At 69.2% G+C, this 17826-nt stretch carries 16 protein-coding genes and 1 riboswitch; of the genes, 11 read left to right on the forward strand and 5 right to left on the reverse strand.

What is annotated here, in order from left to right:
• Positions 1-52: 52 nt before the first annotated feature.
• A complete protein-coding gene (nadA, locus tag ACIGYR_RS11635; RefSeq protein WP_399595551.1) occupies positions 53-1237 on the reverse strand; it encodes a quinolinate synthase NadA in 1185 nt (394 codons plus the stop codon).
• Between the two features lie 263 nt (positions 1238-1500).
• Here nadA and ACIGYR_RS11640 point away from each other — a divergent pair, with 263 nt between their 5' ends.
• Entirely contained in the window at positions 1501-1857 is a 357-nt protein-coding gene (locus ACIGYR_RS11640) for an iron-sulfur cluster assembly accessory protein (RefSeq protein ID WP_023551351.1), read from the forward strand.
• A gap of 98 nt (positions 1858-1955) precedes the next feature.
• Here ACIGYR_RS11640 and ACIGYR_RS11645 read toward each other — a convergent pair whose 3' ends face one another.
• Together ACIGYR_RS11645 and ACIGYR_RS11650 are read right to left on the reverse strand one after the other, a co-directional pair.
• Positions 1956-3479, reverse strand: coding sequence for a hypothetical protein (locus ACIGYR_RS11645; RefSeq protein WP_399595549.1), 1524 nt, complete (start codon positions 3477-3479; stop codon positions 1956-1958).
• A 100-nt stretch (positions 3480-3579) separates the two neighbouring features.
• Complete coding sequence (locus ACIGYR_RS11650) at positions 3580-3789, reverse strand: hypothetical protein (protein ID WP_391839046.1); 210 nt, start codon at positions 3787-3789, stop codon at positions 3580-3582.
• Between the two features lie 130 nt (positions 3790-3919).
• Here ACIGYR_RS11650 and ACIGYR_RS11655 point away from each other — a divergent pair, with 130 nt between their 5' ends.
• Positions 3920-4894: a carbohydrate kinase family protein gene (locus ACIGYR_RS11655; RefSeq protein ID WP_391839048.1), complete on the forward strand. Its 975-nt coding sequence runs from the start codon at positions 3920-3922 to the stop codon at positions 4892-4894.
• A gap of 447 nt (positions 4895-5341) precedes the next feature.
• Here the strand turns inward: ACIGYR_RS11655 and ACIGYR_RS11660 are convergent, their stop codons facing one another.
• A complete protein-coding gene (locus ACIGYR_RS11660) occupies positions 5342-6718 on the reverse strand; it encodes a cysteine desulfurase/sulfurtransferase TusA family protein (protein ID WP_399595546.1) in 1377 nt (458 codons plus the stop codon).
• 317 nt (positions 6719-7035) lie between these two features.
• Between ACIGYR_RS11660 and coxB the strand changes: the two genes are divergently transcribed.
• The 4 genes from coxB to ACIGYR_RS11680 all read left to right on the forward strand — a co-directional run bounded on the left by coxB (position 7036) and on the right by ACIGYR_RS11680 (position 11549).
• The gene (coxB, locus tag ACIGYR_RS11665) at positions 7036-7998 is read left to right on the forward strand and encodes a cytochrome c oxidase subunit II (RefSeq protein WP_391839052.1); all 963 of its coding nucleotides are present in this window, start codon (positions 7036-7038) and stop codon (positions 7996-7998) included.
• Positions 7995-9728, forward strand: coding sequence for a cytochrome c oxidase subunit I (ctaD, locus tag ACIGYR_RS11670; RefSeq protein ID WP_391839053.1), 1734 nt, complete (start codon positions 7995-7997; stop codon positions 9726-9728). Before coxB ends, ctaD begins: the two co-directional genes overlap by 4 nt.
• Entirely contained in the window at positions 9725-10123 is a 399-nt protein-coding gene (locus ACIGYR_RS11675; RefSeq protein ID WP_031166647.1) for a cytochrome c oxidase subunit 4, read from the forward strand. The genes ctaD and ACIGYR_RS11675 overlap by 4 nt, the downstream gene beginning before the upstream one ends.
• Before the next feature lie 163 nt (positions 10124-10286).
• A complete protein-coding gene (locus tag ACIGYR_RS11680) occupies positions 10287-11549 on the forward strand; it encodes an Ig-like domain-containing protein (protein ID WP_399595544.1) in 1263 nt (420 codons plus the stop codon).
• 80 nt (positions 11550-11629) lie between these two features.
• On the opposite strand, the gene ACIGYR_RS11685 is transcribed toward ACIGYR_RS11680, so the two are convergent.
• Positions 11630-12031: a hypothetical protein gene (locus ACIGYR_RS11685; protein ID WP_391839058.1), complete on the reverse strand. Its 402-nt coding sequence runs from the start codon at positions 12029-12031 to the stop codon at positions 11630-11632.
• 154 nt (positions 12032-12185) lie between these two features.
• On the opposite strand from ACIGYR_RS11685, the gene ACIGYR_RS11690 reads away from it, so the two are divergent.
• From ACIGYR_RS11690 to trpD, 5 genes are all read left to right on the forward strand, one after another.
• Positions 12186-12806, forward strand: a complete 621-nt coding sequence (locus tag ACIGYR_RS11690; protein WP_391839060.1) for a heme-copper oxidase subunit III — start codon at positions 12186-12188, stop codon at positions 12804-12806.
• A gap of 61 nt (positions 12807-12867) precedes the next feature.
• Complete coding sequence (locus ACIGYR_RS11695; protein WP_391839062.1) at positions 12868-13680, forward strand: c-type cytochrome; 813 nt, start codon at positions 12868-12870, stop codon at positions 13678-13680.
• Positions 13677-14735 carry a Rieske 2Fe-2S domain-containing protein gene (locus tag ACIGYR_RS11700; protein ID WP_399595540.1) on the forward strand — a complete coding sequence of 353 codons (1059 nt, stop codon included), beginning with the start codon at positions 13677-13679 and terminating at the stop codon, positions 14733-14735. Before ACIGYR_RS11695 ends, ACIGYR_RS11700 begins: the two co-directional genes overlap by 4 nt.
• Positions 14732-16390 (forward strand): cytochrome bc complex cytochrome b subunit, encoded by a 1659-nt coding sequence (locus tag ACIGYR_RS11705; RefSeq protein WP_399595538.1) that lies wholly within the window; start codon positions 14732-14734, stop codon positions 16388-16390. Before ACIGYR_RS11700 ends, ACIGYR_RS11705 begins: the two co-directional genes overlap by 4 nt.
• A 121-nt stretch (positions 16391-16511) precedes the next feature.
• A complete protein-coding gene (gene trpD / locus ACIGYR_RS11710) occupies positions 16512-17576 on the forward strand; it encodes an anthranilate phosphoribosyltransferase (protein WP_399595536.1) in 1065 nt (354 codons plus the stop codon).
• A gap of 74 nt (positions 17577-17650) precedes the next feature.
• A riboswitch (SAM riboswitch) is annotated at positions 17651-17767 on the forward strand.
• The last annotated feature ends 59 nt before the right edge of the window (positions 17768-17826 follow it).

The following is a 17826-nucleotide window of genomic DNA, read 5'->3' on the forward strand; positions in this document are numbered from 1 at the left end:
GAGGCCCGGCCCCCCTCGTCGGGGGGCCGGGCCTCGGTCGTTTCCTGGCGCCCTACGGCAGCGCCAGCATCCGCTCCAGCGCGAGCTTGGCGAACGCCTCCGTCTCCTTGTCGACCTCGATGCGGTTGACCAGGTTGCCCTCGGCCAGGGACTCCAGGGCCCAGACCAGGTGGGGCAGGTCGATGCGGTTCATGGTCGAGCAGAAGCAGACCGTCTTGTCGAGGAAGACGACCTCCTTGCCCTCGGGAGCGAAACGGTTCGCCAGGCGGCGGACCAGGTTCAGTTCGGTGCCGATGGCCCACTTGGAACCGGCCGGGGCGGCTTCGAGGGCCTTGATGATGTACTCGGTGGAGCCGACGTGGTCCGCCGCGGCCACGACCTCGTGCTTGCACTCGGGGTGCACCAGGACGTTCACGCCGGGGATGCGCGTGCGGACGTCGTTCACCGAGTCCAGGCTGAACCGGCCGTGGACCGAGCAGTGGCCGCGCCACAGGATCATCTTCGCGGCGCGCAGCTCGTCCGCCGTCAGGCCGCCGTTGGGCTTGTGCGGGTTGTAGACCACGCAGTCGTCCAGGGACATGCCCATGTCCCGGACGGCGGTGTTCCGGCCCAGGTGCTGGTCGGGCAGGAAGAGGACCTTCTCGCCCTGCTCGAAGGCCCAGTCGAGGGCGCGCTTGGCGTTGGAGGAGGTGCAGATGGTGCCACCGTGCTTGCCGGTGAACGCCTTGATGTCGGCCGAGGAGTTCATGTACGACACCGGCACCACCTGCTCGGCGATGCCCGCCTCGGTCAGCACGTCCCAGCACTCGGCGACCTGCTCGGCCGTCGCCATGTCGGCCATGGAGCAGCCGGCGGCGAGGTCGGGCAGGACGACCTTCTGGTCGTCGGAGGTCAGGATGTCCGCCGACTCGGCCATGAAGTGCACACCGCAGAAGACGATGTACTCCGCCTCCGGGCGCGCGGCGGCGTCCCGGGCCAGCTTGAAGGAGTCGCCCGTGACGTCGGCGAACTGGATGACCTCGTCTCGCTGGTAGTGGTGGCCGAGCACGAAGACCTTGTCGCCGAGCTTCTCCTTGGCCGCGCGGGCGCGCTCGACCAGGTCTGGGTCGGACGGCGACGGCAGGTCACCGGGGCAATCGACGCCCCGCTCGCTCTTCGGGTCGGCCTCACGGCCGAGCAGCAGCAGGGCGAGCGGAGTCGGCTGCACGTCGAGCTCCGGGGTCTGGGCGGTGGTCACGACACGCACCCTTTCTACTTTTCGTCTAACTGACGCTATCTATCATAACCGCTTCACGTCAGTTTGACGATGGCCATAACGTCTATGTGACGTGAATCCCTCCGGGCCCCTCCCCGGGTCACTGTCCGCCCGACCGGGCATGTGCGAGCATGAGGAAAGAAGCAGAAACGCGACAACGCGAATGCCCGGCCCGGAATGAATCCGCGGGAACGCCGGTTGCACTCGTCGGCAAGCAGTCTCCGTACAACCCGGGAGAGATGTAGATGTCCGTATCGGACGAGACCACCACCGTCACCGACGGCATCATCCTGACCGACGCCGCCGCGGCCAAGGTGAAGGCCCTGCTCGACCAGGAAGGCCGTGACGACCTCGCGCTCCGCGTCGCCGTCCAGCCCGGCGGCTGCTCCGGCCTGCGCTACCAGCTCTTCTTCGACGAGCGCTCGCTCGACGGCGACGTGGAGAAGGACTTCGGCGGGGTCAAGGTCGTCACGGACCGCATGAGCGCCCCGTACCTGGGCGGTGCCACCGTCGACTTCGTGGACACGATCGAGAAGCAGGGCTTCACGATCGACAACCCGAACGCGACCGGCTCCTGCGCCTGCGGCGACTCCTTCAGCTGACGGTCCGGCCGGCGGACCGACGGTCCGACGGCCGCACGGTTCGACGAAGGCGGCGGCCCCCGCATGGGGGCCGCCGCCTTCTGTCCGTCAAGGAGGGCTCAGCGCGGCTGCGCCGACGCGTCCGGCCTGAGGGTGCCCGGCTTGGCCTTCGGGACCGCCTTGCCGTCCGTGCCGACCACCGTCCGCCCGTCCAGCGGCGCGTCCAGCCGTACGGTCTTCACGTACTCCTTGGCGATCAGCACGCACACCCTGTCCGGCCAGGGCGTCTCGGTGACCGTCACGGTCACCAGGTCGCCGCTCTCCCGTGCCGACGTCCGGTAGTCGGCGCACACCCCGCCGTAGAAGCTCAGGTTCAGGGTCCGTCCGTCGGCCGTGTAGGCGTTCACCCGCACGCCGCGGTTCTTCCCGGGGGCCCCGGAGGTCCGCGGCGCCGAGGGCGCGGACCGCGAGGCCACATACTTCGGGTCGACCGCCGGATACGTCACCGTGAAGTCGCCGCCCGCCGCGGCCCCCCGCACCTGGAACAGCCAGGACGGCACCAGCGTCTGCCGTCCGCCGACGGAGTGCGCGGCCAGCCCGAACACCGCCTTCTCGACCGTGACCGTGTCCCCGGCCGGCTTCGGCGTGGCCTTCGGCGCCCCCGTGGACGCCCCGCACGGCTGCTCCAGCCGGTCCTTCAGCGGCACCGGGCTCGCGCATCCGCCGATCCCCATCCGGTGCTCGCCCCTCGCCGCCCCGTTCATCAGCTCCAGCGTCTTCGCCGCGCCCAGCACCGGGTACGTGTCGCTCTTCACCGGCGCACCCAGCAGCCCGTGACCACCGACCAGTTCGCCCTTCCGGCCGACGGTCAGGCCGGTCGTCCAGCCGTACGTGGGCAGCCCGCCCACCACCGGGTCGGCGTTGACCACCCGCTGGGCGCCCAAGACCTGGCTCGCGTCGGTCTTCGCGTCGTCCAGCCCGGCCGCCCTCAGCACCGGTGCCGCCGCCCGCTCGGCGTCGGCCACGCTCACCGGGGCGCCGGCCGGAGCACCCGGGTCCTGCGCGCAGACGGTCACCTTGCGGCAGTTGTCGGTGCCCGGCGCGTACCGGCTGTAGGTCCAGCTTCCCGGCGCGTCCCGATCCACCTGAAGGCTCGGTCCGAAGCCGTCCTTGCCGCCGACCCGCCAGGTACGGCCCTCGGCCACCGGAGTCCCGTCCATGCCGAGCGCCTTCGCCAGCCGGGCCACCTGCTCCCGGCCCACCTCGGCCTCCGGCTCGTACACGGCCGCCGAGCCGGGCCCGCCCGGCAGCTCGCCCTCCGCCACGTACCGGGCGCCGTGGGGGTCCGGCTCGCCCGGGGCGATGCCGCCGGTGCCGTCGTTCGCCCAGCCGTCCAGCACCAGCGGCGGGGGAGTGGTGCCCGCGCCGGACGCGGCCGGGCCGCCCGCACCGCCACCCGTGCCGCTGCTCGCGGCGAGGTAGGCGCCACCGCCGCCGACCAGCAGAACGGCGGCGGCGACGGACACGACGACGGCGGGCGACCGCCGCCGTCCGGCCCGGCCGCCCGCGTCCGTGGCCGTACGCTCTCCGGATGCCTCCGGAACCTCAGCGTTCCCGGAGTCCTCAGGCCGCTCGGTGTTCACCGCATCGCTCCTCGCTGGATCGTGTCCCGCATCCCCTGCGCGGGGACGCCGATGGGACGCGGGAGGGGAGCACACGGTTCCCGGGAGCGCGCTCCGCGGGTCAGTCGCCGTAGTCCGACATCGCGTCCAGCAGCCGGGCCGAACGCGCCGGCACGTTCACCCCGTGGATGCGGGACGGGGACACCGGCCGGGCGTCGGCGTGCTCCGGGACCGCCCAGTGCGGAACCATCCGGGCACAGTCGCCGCGCAGGGAGGCGAGACCGCCGTCGGGCTCGGCCGGGGTGGAGGGGGTGGCCTTGAGGTTCGTCATGACCGAACCGTAGGCACGGCACACGCTGCGAAGAAAGATCTACTATCGGGTAGTTTTGCCCGCTTCAGTGGCGGCGTCCGAGCGGGTAGCGTGAACTGTCAATCCAGCCTCCCGCAGGAGAATCTCCGTCGTGCGCATCGCAGTCACCGGCTCCATCGCCACCGACCACCTCATGACCTTCCCCGGCCGTTTCGCCGACCAGTTCGTCGCGGACCAGCTGCACACGGTTTCGCTCTCCTTCCTTGTCGACAACCTCGACGTCCGCCGCGGCGGCGTCGCCGCGAACATCGCCTTCGGCATGGGCCAGCTCGGCACCGGGCCGATCCTGGTCGGCGCCGCCGGCTTCGACTTCGACGAGTACCGGGCCTGGCTCGGCCGGCACGGTGTGGACACCGACTCGGTCCGCATCTCCGAGACCCTGCACACCGCCCGCTTCGTGTGCACGACCGACGCCGACCACAACCAGATCGGCTCCTTCTACACGGGCGCGATGAGCGAGGCCCGCCTGATCGAGCTCAAGACCGTCGCCGATCGCGTGGGCGGTCTCGACCTGGTCCTCATCGGCGCCGACGACCCGGAGGCGATGCTCCGCCACACGGAGGAGTGCCGCTCCCGGCGGATCCCCTTCGCCGCCGACTTCTCCCAGCAGATCGCCCGGATGGAGGGCGAGGAGATCCGGATACTGCTGGACGGGGCGACCTACCTCTTCTCCAACGAGTACGAGAAGGGCCTGATCGAGAGCAAGACCGGCTGGACCGACGCCGAGATCCTGGCCAAGGTCGGCCACCGGGTCACCACGCTCGGCTCGCGGGGCGTGCGTATCGAGCGGACCGGGGAGGACCCGATCGAGGTCGGCTGCCCGGAGGAGGAGCGCAAGGCCGACCCCACGGGTGTCGGCGACGCCTTCCGCGCCGGGTTCCTGTCCGGACTGGTCTGGGGTGTCTCGCTGGAGCGTGCCGCCCAGGTCGGCTGCATGCTGGCGACGCTCGTCATCGAGACGGTGGGTACGCAGGAGTACCAGCTGCGGAGGGGGCACTTCATGGAGCGGTTCACCAAGGCGTACGGGGATTCGGCCGCCGAAGAGGTGCGGGGTCACCTGGGCTGAGGGGCGTCGACCACTGGGCTGCCCCGGGTTCGCCGTTGTCGGGTGCGGGTGCGTAGGGGCTGGTCGCGCAGTTCCCCGCGCCCCTTGCGGGGCTGCGCCCCCGTCCCCGCTTCGGGGCTGCGTCGCGGCCCCTGCTTCGGGGCTGCGGCCCGGGTGCCCGTGCGGGGTCGGCGTTGTCGGGTGCGGGTGGGTGGGGGCTGGTCGCGCAGTTCCCCGCGCCCCTTGCGGGGCTGCGCCCCCGTCCCCGCTTCGGGGCTGCGTTGCGGCCCCTGCTTCGGGGCTGCGGCCCGGGTGCCCGTGCGGGGTCGGCGTTGTCGGGTGCGGGTGGGTGGGGGCTGGTCGCGCAGTTCCCCGCGCCCCTTGGGGGGCTGGGTCCCGGCGCCTGTTTCGGGGCTGCGGCCCGGCCCCGCTTCGGGGCTGCGCTCGGGACCGTGTTGTCTGGGTGGGTCAGCTCACTCGGCGTACCACGTATGCCGTGCCGCGTTCTGTCGGCTGCTCCCCGAGGTACTCCTGGCCCCGCATCTCGCACCAGGCCGGGATGTCCAGGCGGGCCGCCTCGTCGTCGGAGAGGACGCGGACGGTCCCGCCCACGGGCACGTCCCCGATGACCTTGGCCAGCTCGATGACCGGGATCGGGCAGCGCTTGCCCAGGGAGTCGACGACGAGTTCCTCGGTGTCCGCCCGGACGGCCGGCGCGGGTGCCCCCAGCTTCTCCCGGATGCCGGCCACAGTGCCCGGCAGCACCTCCAGGAACCGCTCCACGTCCGCCTCCGCCACGCCCGGCGGCAGGGACACCCGTACGTTGCCCTCGCTCAGCACCCCCATCGCCCTCAGCACATGGCTGGGCGTCAGCGTGCTGCTCGTGCAGGAGGAGCCGGAGGAGACCGAGAACCCCGCCCGGTCCAGCTCGTGCAACAGCGCCTCACCGTCGACGTAGAGGCAGGAGAAGGTGACGATCCCGGGCAGCCGGCGCGCAGCGTCGCCGACCACCTCCACGTCGGGCACCAGCTCCGGCACCCGCGCCCGGATCCGCTCCGTCAGCTCCCGCAGCCGTACCGCCTCCTGGGCCGCCTCGGCCCGTACCGCGCGCAGCGAGGCCACGGCCGCCACGATCGCCGGGATGTTCTCGAACCCCGGCGCCCGGCCCGACTCCCGCTCGTCGACCGGCCCTTGCGCGGCGAACCGCACCCCCTTGCGCACGACGAGCAGACCGACCCCGGGCGGCCCGCCCCACTTGTGCGCGCTGGCCGTCAGCAGCGACCAGTCGCCCTCGACCCGCCCCCAGCCCAGCGACTGCGCCGCGTCCACCAGCAGCGGAACCCCGGCCGCCCGGCACGCGTCGGCCACCTCGGCCACCGGCTGCACGGTGCCCACCTCGTGGTTGGCCGACTGCAGGCACGCCAGGGCGGTGTCCGGGCGGAGCGCGGCCTCGTACGCCGACGGAGTGACGGCTCCCGTCCGGCTGACGGCCACTCGGGTGACCGTTCCGCCGCCGGCCTCGAACACCTCCGCCGAATGGAGTACGGAGGAGTGTTCGACCGCAGACACGATCAGGTGGCGTCCGGCCCGGCGCCGGCCGGCCAACGCCCCCTCGATCCCGCTGTGCACGGCCCGGGTCCCCGACGCGGTGAACACCAGCTCGTCGGCCCGGCAGCCGACCGCCTCGGCAGCCGCCTCCCGCGCGGCGTCGAGCAGCAGCCGCGCCTTCCGCCCCTCCCGGTAGAGCCGGGCGGGATCGGCCCATCCCTCGTCCAGGGAGGCCATCAGGGCCTGACGGGCCACGGGATGCAAGGGAGCGCCGGACGCAGCGTCGAAGTAGGGCACACGGCAACGTTAGAACGTGGGAGGACCCGCAGGGGCGCGGGGCCGTGCCTGACATGCGGCTCCGCCGCTGGTGCGAGCGGCCGCGACGCACCCGCACCCGCACGTCAAACCGTCACAAGCCGAGCTATTGGGCGCCCGCCCGCACCCCAACAGGGTGACAGGCGACGCGTATGCCCCCCTCCCCGCGAACCCTCGGAAGGCGTCGGCTAGGGTTTGGTCCGCATAAACATCCAAACCCCTGCCCGACGCAGGGCGGCGACCGACCAGCGAGAAGGCCGCAGCCGACCGCGCGGGCGAGACTCTCGGGAAGGCGCTACGTGAGTCCCAACGGCTCCGACCGCTCGCCGCGGCGCCCGATGCGGCGGAAGCTGCTGCAGGCACTGACCGCGGGCCTGGTCCTGGCGACCGCAACCGGTTGCACATACAAGGACTTCCCCCGCCTTGGCATGCCCACCCCGACCACGGAAGAGGCTCCGCGGATCCTCTCCCTGTGGCAGGGCTCCTGGGCTGCCGCGCTCGCCGTCGGCGTGCTGGTGTGGGGCCTGATCCTGTGGAGCGCCATGTTCCACCGGCGCAGCCGCACCAAGGTCGAGGTTCCTCCGCAGACTCGGTACAACATGCCGATCGAGGCCCTGTACACGGTGGTCCCGATCATCATCATCTCGGTGCTGTTCTACTTCACCGCCCGGGACGAATCGAAGCTGCTCAGCCTCACCGACAAGAAGCCCGACGTCACGGTCAACGTGGTCGGCTTCCAGTGGAGCTGGGGCTTCAACTACGTCGAGAACGTCCCCGGTTCCACCGGCGATGCCAAGACCGACAAGAACCTGGACGCCATTCCGGACCGGCTGAAGGACTCCTTCCCGGCCAACGCCGGCGGTGTCTACGACGTCGGCACGCCCGGCACGCGGAACCCGCAGACGGGCAACCCCGGTCCGACGCTCTGGCTTCCCAAGGGCAAGACGGTCCGCTTCGTCCTGACCTCGCGTGACGTCATCCACTCCTTCTGGGTGGTGCCGTTCCTCATGAAGCAGGACGTCATCCCGGGCCACACCAACGCCTTCCAGGTGACCCCCAACAAGGAGGGCACCTTCCTCGGCAAGTGTGCCGAGCTCTGCGGCGTCGACCACTCCCGGATGCTGTTCAACGTGAAGGTCGTCTCCCCCGAGCGGTACGAGCAGCACCTCAAGGACCTCGTCAAGAAGGGGCAGACCGGTTACATTCCCGCCGGCATCGCGCAGACGAGCCACGAGAAGAACCGGGAGACGAACAACCTGTGAGCATCCTCAACGAACCCCAGGGTGCCGCGGCAGCTGAAGGCTCGTACGCGGACGAGCTGCCGGTCCGGCGCAAGCAGCCCGGCAATGTCGTGGTGAAGTGGCTGACGACCACCGACCACAAGACGATCGGGACGATGTACCTCTCGACGTCGTTCGCGTTCTTCCTGATCGGCGGCGTCATGGCGCTGCTGATGCGCGCCGAGCTGGCCCGTCCTGGTCTGCAGTTCATGTCGAACGAGCAGTTCAACCAGGCGTTCACGATGCACGGCACGATCATGCTGCTGATGTTCGCGACGCCGCTGTTCGCCGGTTTCGCGAACTGGATCATGCCGTTGCAGATCGGTGCGCCGGACGTGGCGTTCCCGCGGCTGAACATGTTCGCCTACTGGCTGTACCTGTTCGGCTCGTCCATCGCGGTGGGTGGCTTCCTCACCCCGCAGGGCGCGGCCGACTTCGGCTGGTTCGCCTACTCGCCGCTGTCGGACGCGGTCCGCTCGCCGGGTATCGGCGCGGACATGTGGATCATGGGTCTGGCCCTGTCCGGTTTCGGCACGATCCTCGGTGCGGTCAACTTCATCACCACGATCATCTGCATGCGCGCTCCGGGCATGACGATGTTCCGTATGCCGGTGTTCACCTGGAACGTGCTGCTGACCGGTGTGCTGGTCCTGCTGGCCTTCCCGGTGCTGGCCGCGGCGCTGTTCGCCCTGGAGGCGGACCGGAAGTTCGGCGCCCATGTCTTCGACCCGGCCAACGGCGGCTCACTGTTGTGGCAGCACCTCTTCTGGTTCTTCGGCCATCCCGAGGTGTACATCATCGCCCTGCCGTTCTTCGGCATCATCAGTGAGGTCATCCCGGTCTTCAGCCGCCGGCCGATCTTCGGTTACATGAACCTGATCGCGGCGACCATCGCGATCGCGGGTCTGTCGGTGACGGTGTGGGCGCACCACATGTACGTCACCGGTGGTGTGCTGCTGCCGTTCTTCTCCTTCATGACCTTCCTGATCGCGGTGCCGACCGGTGTGAAGATCTTCAACTGGATCGCCACCATGTGGAAGGGCTCGCTGTCCTTCGAGACACCGATGCTGTGGGCCATCGGCTTCCTGATCACCTTCACGTTCGGTGGTCTGACGGGCGTCATCCTGGCCTCGCCGCCGATGGACTTCCACGTCTCCGACTCGTACTTCGTGGTGGCCCACTTCCACTACGTGGTCTTCGGCACGGTCGTCTTCGCGATGTTCTCCGGCTTCCACTTCTGGTGGCCGAAGATGACGGGCAAGATGCTCGACGAGCGGCTCGGCAAGATCACCTTCTGGACGCTGTTCGTCGGCTTCCACGGCACCTTCCTGGTCCAGCACTGGCTGGGCGCCGAGGGCATGCCGCGCCGGTACGCCGACTACCTGGCGGCCGACGGTTTCACCGCGCTGAACACGGTGTCGACCATCAGCTCCTTCCTGCTCGGCCTGTCGATCCTGCCGTTCCTCTACAACGTGTGGAAGACGGCCAAGTACGGCAAGCCGGTCGGCGTGGACGACCCGTGGGGCTACAGCCGCTCGCTGGAGTGGGCGACCTCCTGCCCGCCGCCGCGGCACAACTTCCTCACCCTGCCGCGGATCCGCAGCGAATCCCCGGCGTTCGACCTGCACCACCCTGAGATCGCCGCGCTCGAACAGCTCGAGAACGTCGGTCCCGCCACCGCCGTCGCGGGCAGCAAGGAGGCCGGCAAGTGAAGATCCAGGGTCGGATGTTCATCTGGCTGAGCGTCTTCATCCTGATCATGGCCATCGTGTATGGCGTGTGGTCGAAGGAGCCGGCCGGTACCACCGCGCTCTTCCTGGCCTTCGGCCTGAGCGTCATGATCGGCTTCTACCTGGGCTTCACCGCCCGGCGGGTCGACGCGGGTGCCCAGGACGACAAGGAGGCCGACGTCGCGGACGACGCGGGCGAGCTGGGCTTCTTCAGCCCGCACAGCTGGCAGCCGCTCATGCTGGGCTTCGGCGGCGCGATCGCCTTCCTCAGCATCGCGGTCGGCTGGTGGCTGATCTACTTCTCCGCGCCGTTCATCGTGATCGGCCTGTTCGGCTGGGTGTTCGAGTACTACCACGGCGAGAACCGCACCCAGTAGGGCGCGCCGAACGCACCGGGAGCCCGGACCTTCCTTGACGGAGGGTCCGGGCTCCCGGCGTTCTCCGGTGCGTCGCGGGCGGGTCCGTCCTTTGCCGGAATGTCGTTCGCCCGTACGAGTTACCCACCGCGCCGGTAAGCTCTCCATCTCATAGCGTGATCATATGAACCACTTTGCGCGGACCCGCACCGTCGTCAGCTGCACCCTGCTGGTGACCGCCCTCGGTGCGGGCGTCACCGCTTGCGGTTCGGACGGCAACCCCCTGTCGGCCAGGCCGTACGACGCAGCGGACCTGATCTCCTTCAACGGTCCGACCGAGGCAGGGAAACGAGCCGATCCGGACAAGCCTCTGGAGGTCACCGCCAACAGCGGTGAGGGCCGCATCACGGACGTCACCGCCCAGGACTCCACCGGGCGTTACGTGACGGGCGAACTCGCCGCCGACGGCAGTCGCTGGCACAGCACCTCCCCGCTGGCCGCGAACGCCCACTACACGGTCACGGTGAGTACCGAGGACGAGGACGGCGCACCGGGCCGCAAGGTCCTCACGTTCGATACCAGCAAGCCCACCAGCAAGAAGACCCTGGGCGTGACGTTCGGGCCGGGCACGGGCACGTACGGCGTCGGACAGCCCGTCACGGCCCAACTCGACCAGCCGGTCAAGGACAAGGCGCAGCGCGCCCTCGTGGAGCGTGCCCTGCGGGTGGACTCCGTGCCGGCCGTGCCGGGCTCCTGGTACTGGGTGAGCGACAAGGAACTCCATTACCGCCCCAAGGAGTACTGGCCCGCCCACGCGACGATCCGGGTGCACAGCAACCTGGACGGCGTCAAGATCAGCGACCGGCTGTGGGGCGGGAAGTCCAAAGCGCTGAAGCTCACCACCGGCGACCGGGTCGAGGTCGTCACGGACGCCGCCGCGCACCAGCTCACGTACTACAAGAACGGCCAGCAGATCGAGCAGATCCCCGTCACCACCGGCAAGCCCGGCTTCGAGACCCGCAACGGTGTCAAGGTCGTACTGGAGAAGCAGTACTTCGTACGGATGCGCGGCTCCACCGTCGGCATCGCCGAGGGCAGTTCCGACTCCTACGATCTGCCGGTCTACTACGCCACCCGGGTCACCTGGTCCGGCGAGTACGTGCACGCCGCGCCCTGGTCCGTCGGCTCACAGGGCTCCGCCAACGTCAGCCACGGCTGTACCGGTATGAGCACGGCCAACGCCGAGTGGTTCTACGACAACGTCCGCGAGGGCGACATCGTCAAGGTCGTCAACTCCCAGGGCGACCCCATGGAGCCCTTCGGCAACGGCTTCGGCGACTGGAACGTCGACTGGACGAAGTGGCGCACGGGCAGTGCCCTGACCGACGGCACCCCGGACGGCCCGGCACCCGGGGACGCGGTACGCCTCCAGCCGACAGCCGTGTGAGCGCCCCGAGGGGGCGCGGGGAACTGCGCGAGAACCACCCACCGGGCCGTTCTCGCGCACCGACCTCGCGCCCCGGGCCCCTAGGCGCTCAGCAGCCGCTTACGACGCAGCAGAGAGGCCAGGGCGGAGGCGAACTCCACCGGGTCCACCGGCAGCGTCACAGCGGCGTCGGCACGGCTCCACGTGGCCAGCCAGGCGTCCTGCGGGCGGCCCATGAGAAGCAGCACCGGCGGGCAGTTGAACACCTCGTCCTTGATCTGCCGGCACACCCCCATGCCGCCCATGGGCACGGCCTCACCGTCCAGCACGCAGACGTCGATGCCCCCCTTGTCCAGCTCCCGCTGCACCGCCTCGGGAGTCGCGCACTCCACGAACTCCACCAGGGGCACGTCCGGAGCCGGTCGGCGCCCTGTGGCCAGCCGTACTTGCTCGCGGGTGTTGGAGTCGTCGCTGTAGACCAGCACCGTGGCGGTCGGCTGCATTGTTCCTCCGGGACGTCGGCGTCGTACGGACGGGACGGACAGGGCCGTTTGGGCGGATGTTACTCCCATGAACACCACGTCAGCACCGGTTCGGCGGGCGGCAACACTCCGAACGGCACCCCCCGGAGTGAGCGCGAGATAAGCGACCGACATAATGTCGGTCGTGGCGACAGCAACGACAGTAGATACCGGGCACGCGCACCCGTCGGTCAACCGGCCGAACCTCACCAGCGTCGGAACCATCATCTGGCTGAGTTCCGAGCTGATGTTCTTCGCGGCCCTCTTCGCGATGTACTTCACCCTCCGGTCGGTGACCGGACCGGCTCACTGGAAGGAGATGGCGGAGGCGCTCAATGTGCCCTTCTCCGCCACGAACACCACGATCCTGGTGCTCTCCTCCCTCACCTGCCAGCTCGGCGTGTTCGCGGCCGAGCGCGGCGATGTGAAGAAGCTCCGTGGCTGGTTCATCCTCACCTTCATCATGGGTGCGATCTTCATCGGCGGTCAGATCTTCGAGTACACGGAGCTGGTGAAGAAGGACGGCATCTCGCTGTCCTCCGACCCGTACGGCTCGGTGTTCTACCTGACCACCGGCTTCCACGGCCTGCACGTGACGGGTGGCCTCATCGCCTTCCTGCTGGTCCTCGGCCGTACCTACATGGCCAAGAGGTTCACCCACGAGCAGGCGACCGCCGCCATCGTCGTGTCCTACTACTGGCACTTCGTCGATGTCGTCTGGATCGGCCTCTTCGCCACGATCTACCTGATCAAGTAGCGGGACCGCTCCCGCACATCCAGAAGCACCGACGCAGAAGATCCTGACACCGGGGTAATCCGTGAAAAAGCTCTCCGCACGACGACGCCATCCGCTGGCGGCGGTCGTCGTCCTACTCCTCGCGCTGGCGGCCACTGGGGGGCTGTACGCCGCGTTCGCGCCCGCGGGCAAGGCGCAGGCCGATGACACCTCCCAGTCCCTGACCATCAAGGAGGGCAAGAAGCTCTACGAGGTCGGCTGCGCCAGCTGCCACGGCACCGGTGGCCAGGGCTCCTCCGACGGACCGAGCCTCGTCGGCGTGGGCGCCGCGGCCGTCGACTTCCAGGTCAGCACCGGCCGGATGCCGGCCGCGACCTCGCAGGGCGCCCAGGTCCCGAAGAAGAAGCCCATCTACACGCAGGCCCAGATCGACCAGCTCGCCGCGTACGTCGCGTCGCTGGGTGCCGGCCCGAGCGTGCCGACCGAACAGCAGTACGGCCCGGAGGGCGCGGACATCGCCGCGGGCGGTGAGCTGTTCCGCACCAACTGCGCGCAGTGCCACAACTTCACCGGCAAGGGCGGCGCCCTGACCAAGGGCAAGTACGCGCCGAGCCTTGAGGGTGTCGCTCCGAAGCACATCTACGAGGCCATGCAGACGGGCCCGCAGAACATGCCGTCCTTCCCCGACACCACGATGTCGGAGAAGAACAAGAAGGACATCATCGCGTACCTGAACGCGGTCAACGGCAGCAAGACGGAGAACCCCGGCGGCCTGGAGCTGGGCGGCCTTGGGCCGGTCAGTGAGGGTCTGTTCGCCTGGATCTTCGGCCTTGGCGCGCTGATCGCGGTCGCCGTCTGGGTCGCCGCTCGGACCGCAAAGGCCAAGAAGTCATGAGTAGCCAAGACATTCCAGAAGAGAACCTGCCCGCTGAGCAGGACCACGCACACGGCGCGGTAGGGATCGCGGACGAGGAGAACCCGTTCGCCGACCCGGGGCTGCCGCCGCACGAGCACCGGATCCAGGACGTCGACGAGCGGGCCGCCAGGCGGTCCGAGCGCATGGTCGCCCTGCTGTTCACGGTGTCGATGCTGGCCACCATCGCCTTCATCGTCGCGTACCTGGTGATCCCGAACGACAAGGCGATCTTCGTCTTCCCGATCGGTCACCTCAGCGCGATGAACTTCACGCTGGGTCTCACCCTCGGTGTGGCGCTGTTCTGCATCGGCGCGGGTGCGGTCCACTGGGCCCGCACCCTGATGTCCGACGTCGAGGTCGCCGACAAGCGTCACCCGATCGAGGCTCCCGCGGACGTCCGGGCGAAGGTGCACGCGGACTTCCGCCAGGGCGCCAAGGAGTCGGCGATCGGCCGCCGCAAGCTGATCCGCAACACGATGTTCGGCGCGCTGGCCCTGGTGCCGCTCTCCGGTGTCATGCTGCTCGGCGGCCTCGGCCCGGCGCCCGGTACCAAGCTCCGGCACACGATGTGGGCCAAGGGCAAGCGCCTGGTCAACATGAACACGAACGAGCCGCTGCGTCCCGAGGACGTCGCCGTCGGCTCTCTCACCTTCGCCAAGCCCGACGGCCTGGAGGAGAAGTCCGAGGAGTTCCAGACGGAGATCGCCAAGGCGGCCCTGATGATCGTCCGGCTTCAGCCGGGCAACATCAAGGACAAGCGCGAGCTCGACTGGTCGCACGAGGGCATCGTCGCCTTCTCCAAGATCTGCACCCACGTCGGCTGCCCGATCTCGCTGTACGAGCAGCAGACGCACCACGTGCTGTGCCCGTGCCACCAGTCCACCTTCGACCTCTCCGACGGCGCCCGAGTGATCTTCGGCCCCGCCGGCCACGCCCTGCCGCAGCTGCGCATCGGTGTGGACAGTGAGGGTTACCTCCAGGCGCTCGGCGACTTCGAGGAGCCCGTCGGTCCTGCATTCTGGGAGCGCGGATGAGTACTGCATCGAACGAAACGCCTTCATCCGCCGGCGCGGCGGGCCGCTCTCGCGGGAAGGCACCGGCCGGCGAGCGCGTCGCCGACTGGGCCGACGGCCGGCTCGGGATCTACTCCCTGGCCAAGGCCAACATGCGTAAGATCTTCCCCGACCACTGGTCGTTCATGTTGGGCGAAGTGTGCCTGTACAGCTTCATCATCATCATCCTGACGGGTGTGTATCTGACGCTGTTCTTCCACCCGTCGATGAACGAGGTGGAGTACCACGGCAGCTACATCCCGCTTCAGGGACAGCTGATGTCCGAGGCGTTCAACTCGACCCTGCACATCTCCTTCGACGTGCGCGGTGGTCTGCTCATCCGGCAGATCCACCACTGGGCCGCGCTGATCTTCCTCGCCGGCATGTTCGTGCACATGATGCGCGTGTTCTTCACCGGCGCGTTCCGCAAGCCGCGTGAGATCAACTGGCTGTTCGGCTTCCTGCTGTTCGTCCTCGGCATGTTCACCGGCTTCACCGGTTACTCGCTCCCGGACGACCTGCTCTCGGGCACCGGTGTCCGCTTCATGGAGGGCGCGATCCTGTCCGTGCCGATCGTCGGCACGTACCTGTCGTTCTTCCTGTTCGGCGGAGAGTTCCCCGGCCACGACTTCGTCGCCCGGTTCTACTCGATCCACATCCTGCTGCTGCCGGGCATCATGCTCGGCCTGATGGTGGCGCACCTGATCCTGGTCTTCTACCACAAGCACACGCAGTACGCGGGTCCCGGAAAGACCGAGAAGAACGTCGTCGGCATGCCGCTGCTGCCGGTGTACATGGCGAAGGCCGGAGGCTTCTTCTTCCTGGTCTTCGGTGTCATCGCGGCCATCGCGGCGGTCGCCCAGATCAACCCGATCTGGGCCATGGGCCCCTACCGTCCGGACCAGGTGTCCACCGGCGCCCAGCCCGACTGGTACATGGGCTTCGCCGAGGGTCTGATCCGCTTCATGCCGGGCTGGGAGATCAACTTCTGGGGCCACACGCTCGTCCTGGGCGTGTTCATCCCGCTGGTGCTCTTCCCGCTGGTCCTGGCAGTGATCGCGGTCTACCCGTTCATCGAGTCCTGGGTCACCGGCGACAAGCGCGAGCACCACATCCTGGACCGCCCGCGCAACGCCCCGACCCGTACCGCGTTCGGTGTCGCCTGGGTGACGATCTACATGATCACCCTGGTCGGCGGTGGCAACGACCTGTGGGCCACGCACTTCAACCTGTCGATCAACGCCGTCACCTGGTTCGTCCGGATCTTCTTCTTCGCCGGACCGGTCATCGCGTTCATCGTGACCAAGCGGATCTGCCTGGGTCTCCAGCGCCGCGACCGCGACAAGGTGCTGCACGGTCGGGAGACCGGCATCATCAAGCGCCTGCCGCACGGTGAGTTCATCGAGGTGCACGAGCCGCTCAGCCAGGAGCAGCTGCACACTCTCACGGCCCACCACCAGTACGAGCCGGCCGAGATCGGCCCCACGGTCGACGAGAACGGTGTCGAGCGCAAGGTGCCGGCCTCGCAGAAGCTGCGGGCCAAGCTGTCCAACAGCTACTACGGCGAGGACAGCCAGATCCCGAAGCCGACCGTCGAGGAGTACAAGGAGATCACGAGCGGCCACGGCCACCACTGATCCCCGCGTCGCCACGCCACGCTGAAGGGCCCCGTCCGCACCCCGGACGGGGCCCTTCGTCCTGCCTCGGGCTGGATAGGGTGGTGTACGACGTTTCAGCACTGTCTACAAGGAGCGGCTGATGAGCGCTGTGACCCCCGCTGGAGGCGACACCGCGGCGGGCCGCTCCTGGCCCGTCCTGCTGAACGGCCTGCTGGACGGCCGGAACCTGTCCGCCGACGACACCGCCTGGGCGATGGACCTGATCATGCGCGGGGAGGCGACCGACGCGCAGATCGCCGCGTTCATGGTGGCGCTGCGGGCCAAGGGCGAGACGGTCGAGGAGATCACCGGACTCGTGCGGACGATGTACGCGCACGCCAATGTGATCGAGGTGCCCGGCCCGGCCGTCGACATCGTCGGCACCGGCGGTGACGGCGCCAAGACGGTGAACATCTCCACCATGTCCTCCATCGTCGTCGCGGGCACGGGCGCGAAGGTCGTCAAGCACGGCAACCGCGCCGCGTCCTCCGCCTCCGGCTCCTCCGACGTCCTGGAGAAGCTGGGAATCAACCTGAACCTGACCCCGCGGCGGGTCGCCGAGGTCGCCGAGGAAGCCGGCATCACCATCTGCTTCGCGGTGCGGTTCCACCCGTCCCTGCGCCATGTCGCCCCGGCACGCTCCCAGTTGGGCATCCGGACCACGTTCAACGTGCTCGGTCCGCTGACCAACCCGGCCCAGGTGCGGTCGCAGGCCGTCGGTGTGGCCGACCCCCGCATGGCGCCGATCGTGGCCGGTGTCCTCGCCGAGCGCGGCAACTCCTCCCTGGTCTTCCGGGGCGACGACGGCCTGGACGAGCTGACCGTCACCGCTCCCTCCCGGGTGTGGGTGGTCCGCGACGGCAAGGTCACGGAGGAGAGCTTCGACCCGCGGGACGCCGGTATCGACCTCGTCCCCGTGGAGGCCCTGCGCGGCGCCGACGCCTCCTACAACGCGGAGGTCGCCCGCCGGCTGCTCGACGGCGAGCGGGGGGCCGTACGGGACGCCGTACTGCTGAACTCGGCGGCGGCGCTGGTGGCGCTGCGGCCGGCGGACGCGCCGTTCGCCGAGCAGATCCGCGCGGGCATGGCGCAGGCGGCGGAGTCGATCGACTCGGGCGCGGCCAAGCGCTCGCTGGAGCGCTGGGTGGCCGCCAGCAACGCGTGACCTCACCGGGAGTCGTCCCGCGATCCGGACACCGGTTGCGGGACGACGATCATTTCGCGTACTTTCCTGTACCAGGTCATGAGTGACAGTCATGAGGCCCCGGCCGACTGTCCGGCAACCCTCCGTCCGTGGCGGGGTGCCCCGGGTGAAGACCAGGCCGTGGACAGCAAGGTCCACGGCAAGCGCGGATCCCTCGCGAACCCGGGGATCCTGGTCGTCGAGGAGTCTTCCGTGAGCATGCGAATGCGTT

It is taken from the genome of Streptomyces sp. NPDC053076 (assembly GCF_044546845.1).
Lineage (GTDB): Bacteria > Actinomycetota > Actinomycetes > Streptomycetales > Streptomycetaceae > Streptomyces.